At 46.6% G+C, this 18489-nt stretch carries 23 protein-coding genes and 1 tRNA gene; 12 read left to right on the forward strand and 12 right to left on the reverse strand.

The features are described from left to right. The 3 genes from Q4A73_RS05700 to Q4A73_RS05710 form a co-directional block, all read right to left on the reverse strand. On the reverse strand, window positions 1-943 hold a 943-nt coding region (locus tag Q4A73_RS05700; RefSeq protein WP_303206493.1), incomplete at its 3' end, for an epoxyqueuosine reductase QueH. Next, window positions 943-1401, reverse strand: coding sequence for a thioredoxin-dependent thiol peroxidase (gene bcp / locus Q4A73_RS05705; RefSeq protein WP_303206494.1), 459 nt, complete (start codon window positions 1399-1401; stop codon window positions 943-945). The genes Q4A73_RS05700 and bcp, both read right to left, overlap by 1 nt. Then, window positions 1398-1604: a 4-oxalocrotonate tautomerase family protein gene (locus Q4A73_RS05710; protein WP_303206495.1), complete on the reverse strand. Its 207-nt coding sequence runs from the start codon at window positions 1602-1604 to the stop codon at window positions 1398-1400. Before Q4A73_RS05710 ends, bcp begins: the two co-directional genes overlap by 4 nt. A 278-nt stretch (window positions 1605-1882) precedes the next feature. On the opposite strand from Q4A73_RS05710, the gene Q4A73_RS05715 reads away from it, so the two are divergent. The 4 genes from Q4A73_RS05715 to Q4A73_RS05730 all read left to right on the forward strand — a co-directional run bounded on the left by Q4A73_RS05715 (window position 1883) and on the right by Q4A73_RS05730 (window position 4982). Continuing rightward, window positions 1883-1959, forward strand: a tRNA-Met gene (locus Q4A73_RS05715). Window positions 1960-2032: 73 nt separating this feature from the next. Next, window positions 2033-2671, forward strand: a complete 639-nt coding sequence (gene sodB, locus Q4A73_RS05720; protein WP_303206496.1) for a superoxide dismutase [Fe] — start codon at window positions 2033-2035, stop codon at window positions 2669-2671. A gap of 35 nt (window positions 2672-2706) precedes the next feature. Beyond that, window positions 2707-3852, forward strand: a complete 1146-nt coding sequence (locus Q4A73_RS05725) for a hypothetical protein (RefSeq protein WP_303206497.1) — start codon at window positions 2707-2709, stop codon at window positions 3850-3852. Further along, window positions 3849-4982, forward strand: coding sequence for an autotransporter domain-containing protein (locus tag Q4A73_RS05730; RefSeq protein WP_303206498.1), 1134 nt, complete (start codon window positions 3849-3851; stop codon window positions 4980-4982). Before Q4A73_RS05725 ends, Q4A73_RS05730 begins: the two co-directional genes overlap by 4 nt. Window positions 4983-4995: 13 nt before the next feature. Here the strand turns inward: Q4A73_RS05730 and Q4A73_RS05735 are convergent, their stop codons facing one another. After that, window positions 4996-6201: a saccharopine dehydrogenase family protein gene (locus Q4A73_RS05735; protein WP_303206499.1), complete on the reverse strand. Its 1206-nt coding sequence runs from the start codon at window positions 6199-6201 to the stop codon at window positions 4996-4998. Between the two features lie 97 nt (window positions 6202-6298). On the opposite strand from Q4A73_RS05735, the gene Q4A73_RS05740 reads away from it, so the two are divergent. Beyond that, the gene (locus tag Q4A73_RS05740) at window positions 6299-7462 is read left to right on the forward strand and encodes a putative transporter (RefSeq protein WP_303206513.1); all 1164 of its coding nucleotides are present in this window, start codon (window positions 6299-6301) and stop codon (window positions 7460-7462) included. 56 nt (window positions 7463-7518) lie between these two features. Then, the gene (locus Q4A73_RS05745; protein WP_303206500.1) at window positions 7519-8892 is read left to right on the forward strand and encodes a hemolysin family protein; all 1374 of its coding nucleotides are present in this window, start codon (window positions 7519-7521) and stop codon (window positions 8890-8892) included. A 152-nt stretch (window positions 8893-9044) separates the two neighbouring features. On the opposite strand, the gene Q4A73_RS05750 is transcribed toward Q4A73_RS05745, so the two are convergent. Beyond that, window positions 9045-10151, reverse strand: a complete 1107-nt coding sequence (locus Q4A73_RS05750; protein ID WP_303206514.1) for an Mrp/NBP35 family ATP-binding protein — start codon at window positions 10149-10151, stop codon at window positions 9045-9047. A gap of 108 nt (window positions 10152-10259) precedes the next feature. Between Q4A73_RS05750 and Q4A73_RS05755 the strand changes: the two genes are divergently transcribed. The 6 genes from Q4A73_RS05755 (at window position 10260) to prfA (ending at window position 15307) form a co-directional block, all read left to right on the forward strand. Next, entirely contained in the window at window positions 10260-11372 is a 1113-nt protein-coding gene (locus Q4A73_RS05755; RefSeq protein WP_303206501.1) for a bifunctional 2-C-methyl-D-erythritol 4-phosphate cytidylyltransferase/2-C-methyl-D-erythritol 2,4-cyclodiphosphate synthase, read from the forward strand. Continuing rightward, window positions 11372-12259 (forward strand): response regulator, encoded by an 888-nt coding sequence (locus Q4A73_RS05760; RefSeq protein WP_303206502.1) that lies wholly within the window; start codon window positions 11372-11374, stop codon window positions 12257-12259. The genes Q4A73_RS05755 and Q4A73_RS05760 overlap by 1 nt, the downstream gene beginning before the upstream one ends. Then, window positions 12237-13388: a sulfate adenylyltransferase gene (locus tag Q4A73_RS05765; protein WP_303206503.1), complete on the forward strand. Its 1152-nt coding sequence runs from the start codon at window positions 12237-12239 to the stop codon at window positions 13386-13388. The genes Q4A73_RS05760 and Q4A73_RS05765 overlap by 23 nt, the downstream gene beginning before the upstream one ends. 1 nt (window position 13389) lies before the next feature. After that, a complete protein-coding gene (locus Q4A73_RS05770; protein ID WP_303206504.1) occupies window positions 13390-13890 on the forward strand; it encodes a phosphatidylglycerophosphatase A in 501 nt (166 codons plus the stop codon). Window positions 13891-13967: 77 nt separating this feature from the next. Next, window positions 13968-14231, forward strand: a complete 264-nt coding sequence (gene rpsT, locus Q4A73_RS05775; RefSeq protein WP_303206505.1) for a 30S ribosomal protein S20 — start codon at window positions 13968-13970, stop codon at window positions 14229-14231. Window positions 14232-14236: 5 nt separating this feature from the next. Beyond that, on the forward strand, window positions 14237-15307 hold the full coding sequence (gene prfA, locus Q4A73_RS05780) for a peptide chain release factor 1 (protein ID WP_303206506.1): 1071 nt from the start codon (window positions 14237-14239) through the stop codon (window positions 15305-15307). Here prfA and Q4A73_RS05785 read toward each other — a convergent pair. The 7 genes from Q4A73_RS05785 to Q4A73_RS05815 are packed head-to-tail and all read right to left on the reverse strand — an operon-like array spanning window position 15271 to window position 18469. Beyond that, window positions 15271-16008, reverse strand: coding sequence for a glycosyltransferase family 2 protein (locus tag Q4A73_RS05785; RefSeq protein WP_303206507.1), 738 nt, complete (start codon window positions 16006-16008; stop codon window positions 15271-15273). The genes prfA and Q4A73_RS05785 overlap by 37 nt on opposite strands. Next, the gene (locus Q4A73_RS05790; protein WP_303206508.1) at window positions 16005-16334 is read right to left on the reverse strand and encodes a hypothetical protein; all 330 of its coding nucleotides are present in this window, start codon (window positions 16332-16334) and stop codon (window positions 16005-16007) included. Before Q4A73_RS05790 ends, Q4A73_RS05785 begins: the two co-directional genes overlap by 4 nt. Continuing rightward, the gene (locus Q4A73_RS05795) at window positions 16321-17061 is read right to left on the reverse strand and encodes a glycosyltransferase family 2 protein (RefSeq protein WP_303206509.1); all 741 of its coding nucleotides are present in this window, start codon (window positions 17059-17061) and stop codon (window positions 16321-16323) included. The genes Q4A73_RS05790 and Q4A73_RS05795 overlap by 14 nt, the downstream gene beginning before the upstream one ends. Next, window positions 17055-17687, reverse strand: coding sequence for an HAD family phosphatase (locus tag Q4A73_RS05800; RefSeq protein ID WP_303206510.1), 633 nt, complete (start codon window positions 17685-17687; stop codon window positions 17055-17057). Before Q4A73_RS05800 ends, Q4A73_RS05795 begins: the two co-directional genes overlap by 7 nt. Then, the gene (locus Q4A73_RS05805; RefSeq protein WP_303206511.1) at window positions 17680-18165 is read right to left on the reverse strand and encodes a hypothetical protein; all 486 of its coding nucleotides are present in this window, start codon (window positions 18163-18165) and stop codon (window positions 17680-17682) included. The genes Q4A73_RS05800 and Q4A73_RS05805 overlap by 8 nt, the downstream gene beginning before the upstream one ends. Before the next feature lie 20 nt (window positions 18166-18185). Beyond that, window positions 18186-18317, reverse strand: coding sequence for a hypothetical protein (locus tag Q4A73_RS05810; RefSeq protein ID WP_303206512.1), 132 nt, complete (start codon window positions 18315-18317; stop codon window positions 18186-18188). A 56-nt stretch (window positions 18318-18373) separates the two neighbouring features. Next, a complete protein-coding gene (locus Q4A73_RS05815; protein ID WP_303206515.1) occupies window positions 18374-18469 on the reverse strand; it encodes a DUF2972 domain-containing protein in 96 nt (31 codons plus the stop codon). Window positions 18470-18489: the final 20 nt, after the last annotated feature.

The following is an 18489-nucleotide window of genomic DNA, read 5'->3' on the forward strand; positions in this document are numbered from 1 at the left end:
TCAAAGCAATTTCCCGACTCACGCTCAAAGGACGGGCTAAAAAATCCTCAAAATTCTTAAATTTCCCCCCGCATTTTGCGTTGAAAAAGTCAAAATCCCACAGGCAAAGCTCATCTTTAACGCTCTTAAATTCCCCACGCACCGCTTCATTAAGGCGGAATTTGCTCGCAGCATTTTTAAAATGAGAATAAAATAAAATATAGCTTTTAATCGCCCTCTTGTCCCTCTTCAAAAGCCCGCTCAAAAGGCGATAGTTTAGGAATTTCTCCCGCTCAAGCCTAAATTTTGCGCCCCCTTTTTCCAGACTCCGCACCCGCTTATAAAGAGCGATCCTCGCTTGGATGCTAGCGGGCAAAATTTGGGCGTTGATGGGACTCATCAGCTCGTCAATGAAGGGCTTGTTTTGCTTTTGTTTCAAAAGCCCATAAAGGCAGCCGCAGTAGTTTTGATGATAAAGCATCGCTTCCTTAGCGAGGGCAAACTGCCTCTGTGTGCCGCCGTTTTTGCGAAAATCGGGCGCGATGAATTCTATCCCGTAGGGCTCGCATTCCTTTTGCAGAGCGCTCTTAAGCTGCTCAAGATCCTTCTTGGGGCTGGTTAGGAGGGTCGTGGTGAGGGTTTTTTCGCCCATTTTTTTGGCAAATTCCACGCTCCCGCCCATTCTAAAATCAAAGCAAATTTCGCACCGCGCCCCCTTTTCAGGCTCGTTTTCATAGCCTCTCACCGCCTCAAGCCACGCTTCATACGCATACGCGCCCTTGTAAAGCCTGATGCCAAGCTTATCGCAGCTGCGCTTGACGTCCAAAAAGCGCAACTCATATTCGCTGTAGGGGTGGATGTTGGGGTCGTAGAAAAAGCCGATGATTTTTTCATCGGGGTAGGCCTTTTTCAGCTCCTGCACGAAATAATGGCTATCCACACTGCAGCAAATATGCACAAGCATCAAAGGCCCTCAAGCACTTTCAGGGCATGGTCTTTGACGCGCACGGGGCTATAAATTTGGGCGATTTTACCCTGCGGGTCGATCACAAAGGTCGAGCGGATGAGCCCCTCATACTCTTTGCCGTAGTTTTTTTTCAAACCCCACGCGCCGTAAGCTTTGGCTGCTTCTTTGTCGCTATCGCTGAGTAAGATGTGCTGGAGCTTGAATTTTTCCATGAATTTCGCGTGGCTTTGGGGACTATCGGGGCTTATGCCGATGATGAGGGCATTTTTTTGCGCGAATTTTTCATAATTTTGACTGAAATCGCAAGCCTCTGTGGTGCAGCCGGGCGTGTTGTCCTTAGGGTAAAAATACAGCACCACCCACTTGCCGATGAAGTCTTTGAGGGAAATCAGAACGCTGTCCTGATTTAAAAGCTCAAAATTTGGCGCCGCATCGCCGATTTTAAGCGCTTTCATTGCGCTGCCTTCGCCTTAATGCGCGCAACGCTCTCACCACCAAAGCCTATATCGTGGGCTTCTATGTCCTCAAGCACCACGACAACCCTCTCCTTGACCTTGCCGTATTTTGTGCTCAAAAGCTCGGTGATATCGGCGATGAGTTCGGCTTTGCGCTCATCGCTTAGAGCGGGCTTGGCAAGCTTAATCGTAACTAAAGGCATTTTTCTCTCCCTGATTTGAAATTTTGCATGGATTATATCCCACACTGAATAAAAATATTATTTGATTGAATTTTTAAATTTTGTATGAGTAAATTGTCTAATCTTGCAATCTTTAGACATTTTGTCGATGCTTATAATAAATTTTACAATCTGTAATTTGGACATATTATCATTGTCTAATGAAAAAATAAATTCAAGGTTAATTTCAACCACAAAGCGTTGCAACTAAATCAGCCAAATTTTAGCAAAAAAAGATACAATCAGCCCTTATTTTTGAAGTCAGGGTAGCTCAGCTGGTTAGAGCGCTGGTCTCATAAGCCGGAGGTCGGGAGTTCAAGTCTCCCCCTTGACACCAGTTTCGTTTGAAATTCTATCGTTTATAAATTTTATGCTAAAATCCCCCCACTAAATTTTACAAGGAGAAACCAATGTTTGAATTGAGAAAACTACCCTACGACACTGGTGCTTTTGGTGATTTTTTAAGCGCTGAAACCTTCAGCTACCATCATGGCAAACATCACAATACTTATGTTACAAATCTTAACAATCTCATCCAAAATACCGACTTCGCGGGTAAGGATTTGGTGAGCATCATCAAGGGCTCAAGCGGCGGCCTTTTCAACAACGCAGCGCAGGTTTACAACCACGACTTTTATTTCGACTGCATCAGTCCTAAGGCCTGTGAGCCCAATGCGCAGCTTAAGGACGCCCTAGAAAAAGCTTTCGGTTCTTTGGAAAATTTTAAGGCAGAATTCATCAAGGGCGCGACTGGGGTTTTTGGCTCGGGTTGGTTTTGGCTTGTGATGGATGCGAAAAGCCAAAAGCTTGAGTTCGCAGCCACTTCAAATGCCGCCACACCGATAACTGAAAACAAAATTCCGCTTCTAGTCGTGGATGTGTGGGAGCATGCTTATTATGTCGATCATCGCAATGCCCGCCCTGTTTATTTGGAGAAATTCTACGCGCACATCAACTGGGATTTTGTCGGTAAGGCTTATGAGTGGGCCTTGAAAGAGGGCGTCAATTCCATCACTTTCTACGCCAATGAGCTCCATCCCATCTCATAGACATTCAGGCTCTTTTTGAGCTTGATTCCACCCCAATGCCATCGATACCAGCTTACAAAAAATTCCCCCTCCTTTGCATCCTGATTTTCGCCCCCGCCCTCTATCCTCAAACCTTCATCAGCGATGACTACACGCATTTTACGCCAAACAGCGGTCAGGGCGAGCGCACCATCAGCAATGATATCGGCACTTTGGATGTGGTTTTCACCCTTCCTTTCCTCGTTTATAAAAAGCATCACATCATCCTAAGCAACAACAGTTACACCAAGGCCTTCTTTGAGTCCAACTTTGACCTAACCATCCAAAACAATAACTCCACCATCAACGCTTTTGATCTTAGCTCCAATAAAAATTTCACCCTAGAAAATACAAGCGGCACGATAGATAAGCTCACCATCATGCAAGAAGGCCAATTTCATCTAGAAAACAAAGCCACCCTCCAAAATATCGCACTGAATGCCAACGCCACCCTCACCCTCAACTCCACCTCACCCATCATCTCCATCACGCAAACAAAGGGCAAGATGAGCCTTGCAGGATCGGTTACAAATTACACGCAATCAGGCGGGGAGCTTCATTTACAAAGTGGCACCATCACCACCCTGACGAGCGCGGGAAATTCCAGCGTTGAAATCGAGCAAGGTGGCACATTGTCCAGCCTCACGCTTGGAGATTCTGGCGTTTTGAATTTAAAAAACAAAGGAAGCCTTAAAAAGGCTAAAAATTCAGGCACTCTCATCCTCAGGGAGGGTGGATTTGAAGATTTGGAGCAAAAAAATGGACATTTGCAAAATCACGCCAAGATCGAAAAGCTTGAGGCTAGCGGGGGCAGGATCGATAATTTGGGCTACATTTCTTCACTGAACGCACAAAGTGGCGACACCTTCATAAAAAATCAAAGCGACATCAACAGCGTCTCGCTTTCATTAGGAAGGTTAAATTTTCACAATGCGGGCAGGGTTCTTGGGGACTTTAAGATCGGCGGCAGCAGCACGCTCCACCTAAACACCCTCCAAGGCATCGCCGAGCGGGGTGGAATTGCTCAAATAACCATCACCCAAGGAAACCCCACCATCATCATTGAAAATTTACAGGTGCAAACCCAAGCAGGGATTCCAAGCACGGTGGTTTCATTTTTAAACGCCCAAGGTACAAGCCCAAAATACAAATCGATAAGGTGATCATCGACAAAGTGGATGCCCAGACCAAAATCGGCCAAAGCATCCCCCTTAGCAACATCGTAAGCGGCATAGCGCAAAACGCCTCCTCCTTTGTGAGGGATGCGGATTTTTCTGAAATCCTCAAAAAGGCAGGATTTTACGGCAAATACAATCCCATCACTGGGATTTTGGATACGAATTTTGACGCCAATTTAGGCGCTTTGGGAATTTTTTCTCAGGTCTTCATTGAGCAGCTTAGTAATCGTGCCGTGTTTTACGATGCCATGCTTTTGGAGCTTGATCGCGCCGCCTTGCGCTACAAGGTAACCCAACCCCGCACAAATTACGATCTCTTCATCCGCCCCTACGTCTCGGTCAGCAAGGTGGATATCGAAAAGCTAGAAGGCGACGCCAAGGGGCAGAGCACGGGTATCATCGGGGGTGGGCATTATTTTTTGGACACGAGCTTGTTGGCACTTTATGGGGTCGTGGAGAAAAATAAAAATCATTTGGACGATGATTTTTTAAATTTCAATCACAACGCCCTCATTTTTGGCGCGAAGTATTCAAGCCTCTCCAGCTTGGATGCTTATTATTACGGAGCGACCCTGAGGAGTCTTTTTTCTTGGGGGGATATTCACAGAAAGCTCTTTGCTACCAGTGCATCAAAGGGAAGGCTTAAAAGCTACGCCTACGGGACGAAATTTTACATAGGCTACAATCTCCACAGGGACGGCATTGATGTTACCGAATACCTCACTCCAGAGCTCGCACTCGGATACTTTGGAGGCATCATCAAGGCCTTTGAAATGAAGGGCGGCCCTTACAGAGAGAGCTTTGATGATGCGAACTACAATGTGCTTTATACGCAGTTGAATTTATCGTGGTTTAAAAGGTGGCAATACAACTTCGCCACCCAAATCGACGGGGGCCTCCGGTGGAATGTCAATAACAACATTAACACCAAGGCCCAGATCAACGATACAAAATTTTTCAATCATTTCGCCCTTTCAAGGCATTATGTCCAGCTTGGCACCACAGCGATGTTTATCAACCCCGGAGGGGTCGATCTGAGCCTAGCCTACAAGCTCATCGAGAGTAAAAATGCAGCCTCGCACAATGTAAGCTTGAAATTCCACAAAACCTTCTAGCCAGCCCCGCCGCTCACTCTCCCAAATTTGGCTCCATCTCCAAAATTTTCCAAGGCAGCCCCTGAGTGTTGAGCTCCTCCATGAAAGGCTTGGCGTCAAATTCCTCCATATTTTTCACCCCAACGCCGCTCCAAATGCCCTTTGCAATGAGTTTTGCACCTATCATCGCAGGCACTCCTGTCGTGTAGCTTACGGCTTGAGAGAGGGTTTCGCGGTAGCACTCTTCGTGATCGCAGACATTGTAGATGTAAATTTGCCGATCCGCGCCGTCCTTGGTGCCCCTTATCACGCAGCCTATGTTGGTAAAACCCTTCGTGCGCTCGCCCAAATTTGCCGGGTCGGGCAGGAGGGTTTTGAGGAATTCTATCGGCACGATTTCCCTGCCCTGATGCAGCACGGGCTTGATGCCTAGCATGCCGACATTTTCAAGGCAGCGCATATGCGTGAGGTAGCTTTGAGAAAAGGTCATAAAAAAGCGAATTCTTTTAAGATGCGGGATATTTTTCACCAGACTCTCAAGCTCCTCGTGATAGAGCAAATAGCTATCCCGCATGCCTACCTCGGGATAATCCCACTCCATTTTTATCGCCATAGGCTCGGTTTCTATCCACCGCCCATCCTGCCAGTAGCGCCCCTTGGCAGAAACTTCGCGCAGGTTGATTTCAGGGTTAAAATTTGTCGCAAAAGCATAGCCGTGGTCCCCTGCGTTGCAATCTAAAATATCGATGTAGTGGATTTCATCCAACAAATTTTGCTTCGCATACGCGCAAAAGACATTGGTCACGCCCGGATCAAAGCCGCTGCCCAAAAGTCCCAAAATCCCAGCATTTTTAAAGCCCTCATCCCTAGCCCACTGCTCTTTGTATTCAAATTTAGCCAAAGAAGGATGCTCATAATTGGCCGTGTCGATGTAGTGGATTTTCGTCCTCAAGCAAGCATCCATTAGGCTTAAATCCTGATAAGGCAGGGCGAGATTGAGTAAAATTTCAGCCCCACTTTTTTGGATGAGCCTCGCTACTGCCTCGCTATCGTCCGCATCGACTTGCGCGGTGTGGATTTGCACGCCCAAGCGCTCCTTGATGATAGTGGCGATCTTGTCGCACTTGCTTTTTGTGCGGCTTGCAAGAGTGATTTTGGTGAAAATTTCACTATTCATCGCGCATTTTATGGTGGCGACCTGAGAAACGCCGCCAGCGCCTATGATTAGAAGATTTGCCATGGTTTTCCTTTTTTGAAATAAGGGGCATTTTAGCAAAGGTTATAAAACACTTCGTTAGCTTAAATTCTTTAAAATTGCCCTTATTTTTTGCGTGGGGGTGTGGATGTTTTCTTCTTTTTTTCTTTCTAAAAAATGGGCTTTGTGGGCGTATTCGGGTTTGTTTTTGCTCCTGTCTTTTCTGTATGTACAAACCAGCCTCAATGTCGCCATCAATGAGTGGTATAGGGATTTTTACAACATCCTCCAAAAACCTCAAAGCAGCGCTCAAATTCCCACCCCAGAGCTTTTGCAAGAGGCCGATGAAAAGGCGCAAAAAGCCCTAGAAGGGGCGAATTTCATCAATAAGGCCTCGCTTTATTATTATCATTTTTTAAACGCGCAGTTTTTTGGCAGCAGGAGCATAGCGGAAAAATCAGGCTATGCCATCGATGAATTTTACAAAAGCATAGGCGTTTTTTTATGCATCACCCTGCCCTATGTTTTCATCGCCACGCTAAGTATTTATTTTGCTAGCGTTTATACCTTTAAATGGCGGGAGGCGATGACCTTTAGCTACTTGAAATTTTGGAAAAAAAAGGACGACAATATTGAGGGCAGTTCGCAAAGAATTCAAGAGGATGTTTATAATTTTTCTAAAATCGTAGAGAGCTTGGGCCTTGCCTTTGTGAAGGCCCTGATGATACTTGCGGCTTTTGTGCCGATTTTATGGGCTTTGAGCGCGGATGTGAGCGCGGTGCTTTTTGAAAATTTAAGCGAAGAGAGCCCCCTTTACTTTCTCAAAGATTTGCCCGGACTTTTGGTTTATGTGGCCTTGTTCATCTCGCTTGGGGGCATTGTCATTTCGTGGTTTGTGGGCATCAGGCTGCCCGGACTTGAGTATAACAACCAAAAAGTCGAAGCCGCCTTCAGAAAGGAGCTAGTTTATGCGGAGGATAATCGCCGTGATTATGCGAAAAACGAGACCATGATAGAGCTTTTCACGGGGCTAAAATTCAACTACAAAAGGCTGTTTTTGCACTATGGCTATTTCAACATTTGGCTGATAACCTTCGAGCAAATCATCGTCATCGTGCCGTTTTTGATCATGGGCCCCTCGCTTTTTGCTGGGGCCATAGGACTTGGGATGGTGATACAAATCAGCAATGCCTTTGATCAAGTGCGAAGCTCTTTTAGCGTTTTTGTCACAAACTGGACAAAGATCACCGAGCTCAGAAGCATCCACAAGCGACTGAGGGAATTTGAAGAAAACATCGCTTATTAAGCGGAATTTATGCGTTTGATTGTGTATAATGAGCCATTTTATTTCAAGGAGCTTCATTGGACCCCAGTCGAATTTTAGATGCGAATCAAAGCCTATCCATAATCCCCCCTGTTGCTTCTTTTGATGTGAGTTATTCTTTTTTGATGATCTTTGTTGCCTTTGTTTTGGTATTTTTGAATGGTTTTTTTGTCCTGTCTGAATTTAGCATTGTTAAGGTTCGCCGCTCCAAGCTTGAGGAACTTGTCAAGGAAAAAAAGCGCAACGCTAAAAAAGCTCTAGAATTGACCTCAAATTTAGACACCTATCTTAGCGCGTGCCAGCTTGGCATCACGTTAAGCTCCCTAGCGCTAGGCTGGATAGGCGAGCCCGCCATTGCTAAGATGCTCGAGGTCGCACTTTCAGGCTGGGGACTGAGCCCCGTTTTCATCCACACCCTAGCCTTCATCATCGCCTTTAGCATCATCACACTTTTGCATGTGGTTTTAGGAGAGCTCGTGCCCAAGAGCATCGCCATCGCCATCGCCGATAAAGCCGTGCTTTGGGTGGCCAGACCCTTGCACTTTTTTTGGATTTTATTTTTGCCCTGCATTAAAATTTTCGATCTCCTCGCATTTTTAACTCTAAAAATTTTCGGCATCAGACCCGCCAAGGAGCACGAGCTCACCCACAGCGAGGAGGAAATCAAAATCATCGCTAGCGAAAGTCAAAAAGGCGGCGTTTTGGACGAATTTGAAACCGAAATCATCCGCAATGCGGTGGATTTTAGCGATACGGTGGCAAAAGAAGTGATGACGCCCCGCAAGGATATGATTTGCCTTAATAAACAAAAAAGTTTTGAGGAAAACATGCAAATGATTTGCGAGCACAAACACACACGCTTCCCCTACATCGATGGCTCTAAGGACACGATTTTGGGGATGATACACATACGCGACATCATCCAAGATCAGCTTGGCGAAAGGGACGAAAATTTAGACAATCTCGTCAAGCCTTTGATCTTAGTGCCCGAAAATATCAGCATTTCTAAGGTGCTTGTGAGGATGAACAAAGAGCGCTCGCACACGGCTTTGGTTGTGGATGAGTATGGCGGCACGGCGGGGCTTCTCACGATGGAGGATATTATGCAGGAGATTATCGGCGAGATTAAGAGCGAGGACGATGAGGATAGCTATAAAAAACTTGCGGATAATATCTATGAATTTCAGGGCAGATGCGACATTGGCAAGGTGGAGGAGCTCTTGCTCATAAGCTATGATGAGGGCTTGGAGCAGGTTACCATAGGCGGGTATGTTTTCAACCTATTGGGTCGTTTGCCTGTGGTGGGGGACAGGATAGAGGATGAGCTTTGTTATTACGAGGTCAAAAAGATGAACGGTAACTCCATCGAGCGCGTGAAGGTCGTCAAAAAAACGCAAAAAGAAGAAGAGTAATCCCGCAAAGCCCAACGCGTCAAAATGCTCGCATTTCAAGCGCCCTTAAAAAATTCGCCGCCGCGAGGCAGGGCCTTAGCCGCGAATTTAAAGAGGCCACAAGGAGAGCACACATAAAAAGCAAGAAGCCGCTAGCAAATCCTGAGCGGAATTTAGCTTGAGCAAGCGCTTTTTCCATCCATCACGGGTTGGATGGAGCTATTATCCGCGCCGCCGTTTTGATTGATTTTTTCCACAAATTCCCAAATTTTCTCAGCCGCCATCAAAAAGCGCGCACTGCTGAGACTCTCAGGCTCATAAAAGCTCACAGGCCTACCCTCATCGCCACCCTCTCTCACAAGCATTTCAAGCGGAATTTGAGCTAAAATTTCGCTCCCATAGAGCCTCGCCACCTCCTCGGCGGTGCCTTTTCCAAAAATCGCATACTCCTTGCCATTGTCCGGGCATAAAAAGCCGCTCATATTCTCCACTATTCCGGCGATGGGGATGTGAAGCTTCTTAAACATATCCAAGGCCCTCTTGCTATCATCAAGCGAAACGACCTGAGGCGTGGATACGCACACTCCCGCCGTGATGGGGATGCTCTGTGCGGCGGTAAGCTGCGCATCGCCCGTGCCCGGAGGCATATCCAAAAGCAAGACATCAAGCTCAGGCCAAAGCACATCGGCCAAAAGCTGCTCCACTGCCTTCATAATCATAGCCCCGCGCCAAATCAAGCCCTGCCCCTCCTCCACCAAAACGCCCATGCTCATCATGTGAATTCCATGCGTCAAAAGTGGCCTTAATTTTTGACCCACCACCTCGGGCTGAGTGCCGACCTCACCGAGCATTCGTGGGATATTGGGCCCATAAATATCCCCATCCAAAAGTCCCACTTTTTTGCCCATTTTCGCGAGAGAAATCGCTAAATTCACCGCCGTAGTGCTTTTACCCACGCCGCCCTTGCCGCTAGAAATCATGATGAAATTCTTAACCTGCGGGACGATGTTTTTGCCGCTTTTTGCGTTGCTTTTTTGCGCGGCGATTTGGGGCGTGTGGATTTGAATTTCAAGCTGGGTGAGTTTGAGCGTTTTTAATTTTTCCTCGATGTCGGTCTTGATTTGTGTGGCGACTTGGGGATTGGACGCGGGAATTTCTACAAAGATCGTGGTTTTTTCCCCATCGTGCTGGATATTTTTGACAAAACCAAAGCTCACGATGTCCCTTTCAAAATCAGGATATTTGACTTTTTTGAGTTCTTCCCTAATGCGCTCGATCATCATAAAACTCCTTTAAAACGCTGAGGATTTTACTCACAAAAAAATAAAATTTAGCTTTTTATAAGTGTATAATATGGTAACATAATCGCAATTTTTGGAGATTTTGTAATGTCTGATATAAGCTTGATCATGCTTGCTGCTGGGGATTCTACGCGTTTTAACCTTGCCGTAAAAAAGCAGTTTCTCCGTCTTGGAGAACTACCCCTTTGGCTTTATGCTGTGCAGAATTTAAGCTCTTTTTATAATTTTAAAAAGATAATTGTTACTTCTAGTAACATTTCCTTCATGAAAAAATTTGCCAAAAATTACGAATTTGTCCAAGGTGGCAAGAGCAGGATGGGGTCTTTAAAAAATGCCCTAGAGCTTGTAGATAGTGAATTTGTGATGGTTAGCGATGCGGCTCGAGTGAAAATCAGCAAGAATTTATGCACCCGTCTTTTGGAAAATATCCACAACGCCGACTGTATCACGCCAGCTCTCAAGGTCGCAGATACCACGCTTTTTGAAAACAAGCCCCTGCACAGGGAAAAGATCAAGCTCATCCAAACCCCGCAGCTTTCACGCACGGCCCTGCTTAAGAAGGCCCTGCAAAGCGGGGAGGAATTCAGCGATGATAGCACGGCTATCGCTTCGGTTGGGGGTAAAATTTGGTTCGTCGAGGGCGAGGAGAGCGCGAGAAAACTGACCTTCAAAGAGGATTTAAGGGCGCTTGATTTGCCCCCGCCGTGTGGGGACATTTTCACGGGGAATGGTTTTGATGTGCATGAATTTGGCGCGGATAGGCCCTTGATTTTGGGCGGGGTTGAGGTGCATGCTAAAATGGGGCTTAAGGCGCACAGCGATGGGGATGTCGTGGCGCATTCTTTGGGCGATGCGCTTTTGGGAGCGAGTGGCCTGGGCGACATCGGAGAGCTTTTTCCCGACACGGATGAGCGGTATAAAAATGCCGATTCGATGCAGCTTTTAAAGCAAATTCACACTCAGGTGCGATTTTGCGGCTTTGAGCTTGTCAATGCCGACATCACCATCATCACGCAGACGCCTAAAATCGGCAAATTTAAAGAGCAAATCGCGCAAAATATCGCCAGAATTTTGGAGCTTTCCGCCTATAAAATCAATGTCAAAGCCACGACTACAGAGGGGCTTGGCTTCATCGGTAGGCGGGAGGGTATGGCGGTGCTAACCAGCGTGAGTTTGAAATATTTTGATTGGACGCGGTGATGAAGGTTTTGATTATAGAAAATGAAATTTACCTCGCGCAAAGCATCGCAATGCGACTTAGTGATATGAATTATAGTTGTGAGATTATCAACGCTTACGAGGAGCTTGGCGAGGGTAAAAATTATGACATCATCCTGCTTTCTACGAATACGAAGGATTTTTTGAGGACGGTGGAGAAATTTAAAAACGCCATTGTGATCCTGCTCGTCTCCTACATCAGCATGGATACGGTTTCAAATCCTCTTAAAATGGGGGCTAGCGACTACATACAAAAGCCCTTCATGATGGAGGAGCTTTTACGCAAAATCAAGCATCATCAGGATTTCAAAAAGCTTTCTATCCTCAATCAAGCCTATAAGGCCTACATCAAATCCAAGCTCAGTGCGGTCAAGCTGCCCGAGTATCATTATAAAAAAATCAAACTCCCCCTAGTGATAAAAACGAACAAACAAAGCTATGCCGATGCCTTTGTGTTTGGCTACATCAGCGAGTGCGATATGCTGCTTTCTTATGTGGATTTGTCCGCCACAAATGCGGTGGAGAAATTCATCAAAACGGCGCACACGGATAGGCTTTTGTTTTTGAGTAATTTTCAGGTGCTCAAAAACGCCGAGAAAGAAAAGCTCCTAGCCTTCATCCAAAATAAGCCCGTGATCTTGCACACGCATTTGGATACTGGGGATTTGGGGCTCAATTCCATCGACTTTAACGATGATGAGAAAAATCTAGACAGCAATGAAATTTTAACCATAGAGGAATATGTCAAATACGTCATTACGACCTATCAAAATGTCTTTGCGGATACGGATTTGTCTAAAAAGCTAGGAATTTCACGCAAGTCCTTGTGGGAAAAGAGAAAAAAATATGAAATCAAAAAGAAAAAATAAAATCCTCCCCATCACGCGGAACGAATGGGGCACACTCGCCCTCATCAAAGAGGGGATGCTAGGCTCTTGCACGCATTTGATGGATGCTAGGGAGAGCGAGGAGGTGGTGCGTTTGGGTAAATTTCAAAAGGAAATTTTTCCCTATCCCCTCAGCTTTTCTCCCAGACAAAAATTGGACGATTTGAAGGCCGACTCCACGCTCGAGCTTTGCGTGGATGATGAGATCGTGGGGCATATCGTTTATAAAGGAGCGTTTGAAAATAGCGAGAATTTCGTGGATATTTTTCGTCCCAACACCTGCCTACTCAAAGGCGAAAAAAGGCTTTACATCCACGGCGATATTGAGCTTTATCGCTCTGAAATTTCCGCCCTCAAGGCCCAGTTTGAGGAGAGAAAGGCCGCACTCAACGCGCAAAAAATTACCGCCATCGTTTCAAGCTTCGATCCACTGCACAGAGCCTATGAACGGATGTTTCGCTGGATGATCGACAAGGCAGATTTGGTTTTGGCTTTTTTGATCGAGTCCTATGAAGACGGGGGCTTTGACTTTGCACTCAAAGAGTGCTATTTGCATAAATTCATACAAAGCTACCTCCCGCCTGAGCGGGTTTTTGTCTTCCCTCTGCGCCACATCGACATCTTTCACGCGCACTTAAATCCGGGCCTAGAGAGCATCATGGCTAAAAGTCTAGGCTGCACGAAGCTCATAGTCGGGCAAAATCATAGCGGGCTGGGGATGTTTTATGACGCGAACCAACCCAAAAGCATTTTGGATGAATTTTCTGCGAATTATGGGATTGAGACGGTTATTTTGCCTGAATTCGTCTTTTGCAACAAATGCACGATGATCGTATCGACGCGCTCATGCCCACACGGCGCACATCATCATTTGCACTACAATGCAAGAGCCCTAAGATCCCTACTTAGAGCGGGTATCATCCCGCCGGCCGTCTTCATGCGTAAGGAAATTTCAAGCATGATTTTGTCCTCACTCTTTTCCGATCGCTTTAAAAATTTGCAGGATTTGTATCAAAATTTATTCTCCATTGATGGGATTTTAGAGCCCAAAAGCGATGAGGAATTTTATCAAAAGCTTTTAGAAGTCCATCAAATGTCCTACATGGTGTGAAATGCAAAAAATTCTTTTGACCTTTTTTTATTCAGGCTGCGTCAAAAGGGCCCCCGGGACTCTCGGCAGCCTAGCGGCTATGCTGCCTGCCTTCTTTGTGCTCAAGTATCTGGGTGCGATGAGTTTGTTTTTGCTTTCTGTTTTGATTTTTGTCTCCTGCATTCGCGTGATTGATGATTATGAGAAAAAAACGGGCATCCACGATGATAAGCACATCGTCATCGATGAGGTGGCGGGGGTATTTTTAGCCTGTACCCTCGCCGCAAGCGCGGCCAATACGCTTTTGAATTTCATCTTGGCCTTTGTGTTTTTTCGCCTTTTTGACATCACCAAACCCTCCATCATCGGCAGGATCGACAAAAAAATAAGGGGCGGGCTTGGCGTGATGCTTGATGATATGCTAGCGGGGCTCTTTGCGGGGCTTTTGTGCGCGGTGATTTACGGCTTTTTGCTGAAATTTGGGCTCGTGGGTTGGGACTTGGCCCTGGTGGATTTATTTTGAAATTTAACTTAAATTAAGCCAAATTAAAATTAAAATTACTATAATCAGGGCTTTAAAATTTAAAACAAGGAAAATTTATGGCCAATCACAAATCAGCCGAAAAAAGAGCGAGGCAAACCATCAAAAAAACACAAAGGAATAGATTTTACCGAACGAGACTGAAAAACCTCACAAAAGCCGTGCGTGAAGCCGCGGCAAATAACGACAAAACCGCCGCTAATGAGGCCCTAAAAGCGGCGAATAAAAACATACACGCCATGGTGAGTCGTGGCTTTCTTAAAAAGCAAACTGCCGCTCGCCGCGTCAGTCGCCTCGCCCTTTTGGTGAATAAAATCGCATAAATTTAATGCTAGCCGATAAACTGGGTCCCTTTTTGGGGCGCTATGAGGAGCTTGATAAACTCCTTTCTGATGCCAATATCACGAGCGATATTGACAAGATGACCTCCCTATCCAAAGAACAAAAAAATTTAGAGCCCATCGTTTTGAAAGCCAGAATTTACCTGCAAACCCTAGAGCAGATTGGAGAAAATAAGCTTCTTTTGGCCGATTCTGAGCTGGGTGAGCTTGCCAAAGAAGAGCTAAAAAAGCTTGAGGATCAAAGGCTAAGTCTTGAAGAAGAGCTCAAAATACTCCTCCTCCCCAAGAACCCCAATGATGAAAAAAATATCTTCCTTGAAATTCGCGCAGGCACGGGTGGGGACGAGGCGTCTTTATTTGTGGGGGATTTGCTAAGGGCCTACGCGCGTTATGCGGATTTGCAGGGCTATAAGCTTGAAATAGTAAGCTCCAGCGAGGGAAGCGCGGGGGGCTTTAAGGAGATTATCGTCCTCATCAAGGGCGCAGGGGCCTTTTCGCGGCTCAAATTTGAGGGCGGCACACACAGGGTGCAGCGAGTGCCCCAAACCGAGTCGCAGGGCAGGGTGCACACCTCAGCCATTACGGTGGCGGTGATGCCTGAGGTTGATGATGTGGCGATCCAAATCAACCCCAACGACCTAAAAATCGATGTCATGCGCTCAAGCGGGCACGGCGGGCAGAGTGTCAATACTACGGATTCAGCCGTGCGCATCACGCACATCCCAAGTGGGATAGTGGTCGTAAATCAGGACGGCAAATCCCAGCACAAAAATAAAGAAAGCGCGATGAGGGTTCTTAAGGCCCGCCTTTATGAAAGGCAAGAAAGCGAGCGCTTGGCTAAGGAAAGCGCAGCGCGCAAGTCTCAGGTTGGCAGCGGCGATAGGAGTGAGCGCATCCGCACTTATAATTTCCCGCAAAATCGCATCAGCGACCATCGCATCAATCTCACGCTTTACCGCCTGGACGCCATCATGGAGGGGGGGCTTTTCGATGAGCTCATCGAGCCCCTCATCGCCCATCATCAAAGCGAGGCTTTACGGGAGCAGAATTTAAGATAATCCCGCAGATCCTCAGGTGTGCCCAGCCCGTGCATTTGCGAGGGATGGATGTCAAAAATGCCGATTTTTGCTCCCTCTTTGATGGCGTGGTTATAAACCGGGCAGGTGTAAAATTCCCCACCGACCCTATCGTTGCGTATGATCATTGCGATGGCGCTTTCGACAAAAAGCTCTCCCCTAGCGAAAAAATAAATCCCCACCGTGGCCAGATCGCTGATGGCTTCCTTTTCCCGCACCTGCACGACAAGCTCCCCCTCAAGCCTCGCAAAGGACCATTTTGGATTTCTCTGCGCGTCCCTAAAAGTCAGTATCGAGCCGTCCAAGCCACGGCGTAGGCAATCTGCGCAAAAATCCCCAATCCTCACATCCACGATTTGATCGCAATTGGCTATGAGCAGAGGCTGGGCGTTAGCGATGAATTTCATCGCGTATAAAACCGTGCAGGCCGTGCCCTCACTCAGGGCATCGATGCATATGAAGCGCGCGTCAAAGTCCCTTTGAATTTGACCCACCAAGTCCCGCTCCTCCTCCAGCTGCTCCCTCCTTGCGATGAGGAAAAAACGAGCATTCTCACAGGCTAAATTCTCAAGCACCCGCACGATCATCGCCTTACCCCCCACATCGATGAAGGGCTTTTGCTTTTTAAACCCTGCCCTTGCAAAGCGGCTGCCCGCCCCAGCCATGGGGATGACGACATTCACGGGGCTTCTCCGAGGTATTTGTCATCATTGGCGCCGGGGATTTTCACCACCACAGTCGTGCTATCCTCCAAGGCCTCAAAGTCTGTCGCCTCACCCGGATAAATCATCACAATATCACCCCTTTGGTAAATTTTATCCCGCATCCTTACTCTACCCTCGATGATGGCGGTGATTTCGGTGGCGATCTTGTGATGATGCACCTCCTCGCGCGCACCCTTTTTGTAGGTCTTTATGCCGACCTCCACAGAGCGCGTCTTAAAAACGCTGGGATCAAAATTGCCCACAAACCACCCCCGCACCATATCATCTAGCCTAAAAATTTTCATTTAATTTCCCTCTCAATCTCTCGTATTCTTCAATTTTTTTAGGGGAGTAAAAAGTAAAATATTTGTCCTTGTTTATGGGGATGTTGAGGACCTTTTTGTTTTTTAGGATGAGCTCGTTGAGAGCGGGAGCGATGAAAAATTTCCCCTCAAAATGATTTTCCTTGCGGATGGTATTTTTCGCTGCCTCCATGAAAAGTTTGCCGCTTTTAAAATAATAAAACCCCGCCACCGCATTTTTGCTCACGGGCTTTTTTTCAAAGGCTTGCAGGACTAAATTTGACGCATCGCAAAGCACATAGGCATAGCGCGGATGGATGCTCTCAAAGCTCAAGACTCCCGCGTCAAATTTGCCCATCATTTCAAGCCTATCATCGAGCCTTTCGTTAAAAATTTGATCGCAATTGACAATCAACAAGGGCGTGTCGTTTTCTATGTGCTCAGCGGCTAGCATGGCCGTGCAGAGCATGCCCTGCGTTTCGTTTTTGATGCAAAGGCACAAAGACTGCTCCCCGGCTAAATTCCTAAGGGCCTCATCGATGCCAAAGCAATCGTTGTCCTCTTCCTTGGCGATGAAGATGAAGCGCTTGTTTTTGAGGGGGGAGAAATTTTCCACAAAGAGCTCCAGCATGGTCCGCCCGCAAATTTCAAAAAAAACCTTAGGAAAACCATCCCGCTTTGTGTCAAAAAAGCTACTGACCCCAGCCATAGGCACGACAATGTTTAACACGAAGCCTCCTTTTTGGCGATGGTGTTTTTGATGTTGGCGTAATTGACCTCATCCACTTCGCGCACCATCATCACATGAGCCCCGCTTGCCTTGGCGGCCTTGATGCCGTTTTCATTGTCCTCCACGATGAGGCACTCCCAAGGGGCTAGATTTAAGGAAGCCATGGCCTTTTGGTAAATTTCTGGATCGGGCTTACTTTTTTTTACATCTTCATTGGAAAGATAAAATTCAAAATACCCCTCCAAGGCCGATTTTTGCATCATAATCTCAATGCTGCGGCGGATGGAATTTGAACAAAGCGCCATTTTATAGCCCTCATTTTTGAGCCTTGAGAGGGCGTATTCATGGCAAAAGCGGGGCTTGCAGTGAAGGTGGATCAAATTCATTGTGAATTTTTGCTTCATTTCGTTGATGAAGTCATGCAGGGCTGGGGGTAAATTTGTGGTCGCGCTTAAGAGCTCGAGCTTTTTTTTGGTGGGAAGCCCGTCAAAAACATTCAAATGCTCATACCTTGAAATTTCGAAACCAAAAATCCTCAAAGCCTGATTCAAAGCCTCATAATGCCAATCCTTCGCATCAATCAACACCCCGTCCATGTCAAACAAAATCGCTTTAATCTTAGGCATTGAAAAAGTCCTGCGCCTGCGTGATTTTATCCGTGCAAAGCATCAGATCCTCGCAGGGTCCGTATTTTTGCTCGAAAATTTTATACCGCTCCCATTCTTTTTGAAACCCCCTCCCATGCAAGTCGGGCGAGACGATGGCCACTTGCTTTTTATGCTCCAAGTGCCTTAAAATAGTCCCCTCATCCACCCAATGCCCAAAAAATTCATCCAGCCACACCCCGCAAGCCTCCTCGTAAAAACTAGGCTCTTTCTCAAGCTCACTCTGGCGCGTGAAGACCCTAAGGCCCTGCCTCAAATAGGACAGGGCATCGGGCACGGACATGTCAAAAACGAAGTAGTTGGAAATGGAGTATTTTTCTAAAAGCGTTTTGAGGGCGCTTTGCAGGCCATCGGCCTTAATGTTTAAGGCCAGCGTGAATTGATAAGAATGGCTTTGATAAAGCGCAAAAAGCGCGTCTAGGGTAGGAGAATGGAGCACAAAGGCATCGTGGCAAAGGGCTACCCGCCCCCCCCCCTGTCTCTAAGATCCGTTTCTATCCCCAGGCCCATCTCAAAGCTCTTTTGAAGGGCGATGAGGCTATTTTGCTCCTCCTTTTTCTGCCAAAAACCACGATGCGCTAAAAGTTTCATAAGATCTCCCTTAATCAAACTGCGTGGAATGTTAATTGCAATACATTAATCAATCTTTAATCAAAATAACTCTCAAACTCCGCATAAAATTTCCACGAAGCTACGATGTCGGGGCGGGATTTTTTGAGCCCCTCAAGCTCCTCGTCAAAGATTTTTTTGTAGTGATGGTATA

Origin of the sequence: Campylobacter sp. (assembly GCF_030528245.1) — a bacterium.
Classification (GTDB): domain Bacteria; phylum Campylobacterota; class Campylobacteria; order Campylobacterales; family Campylobacteraceae; genus Campylobacter_D.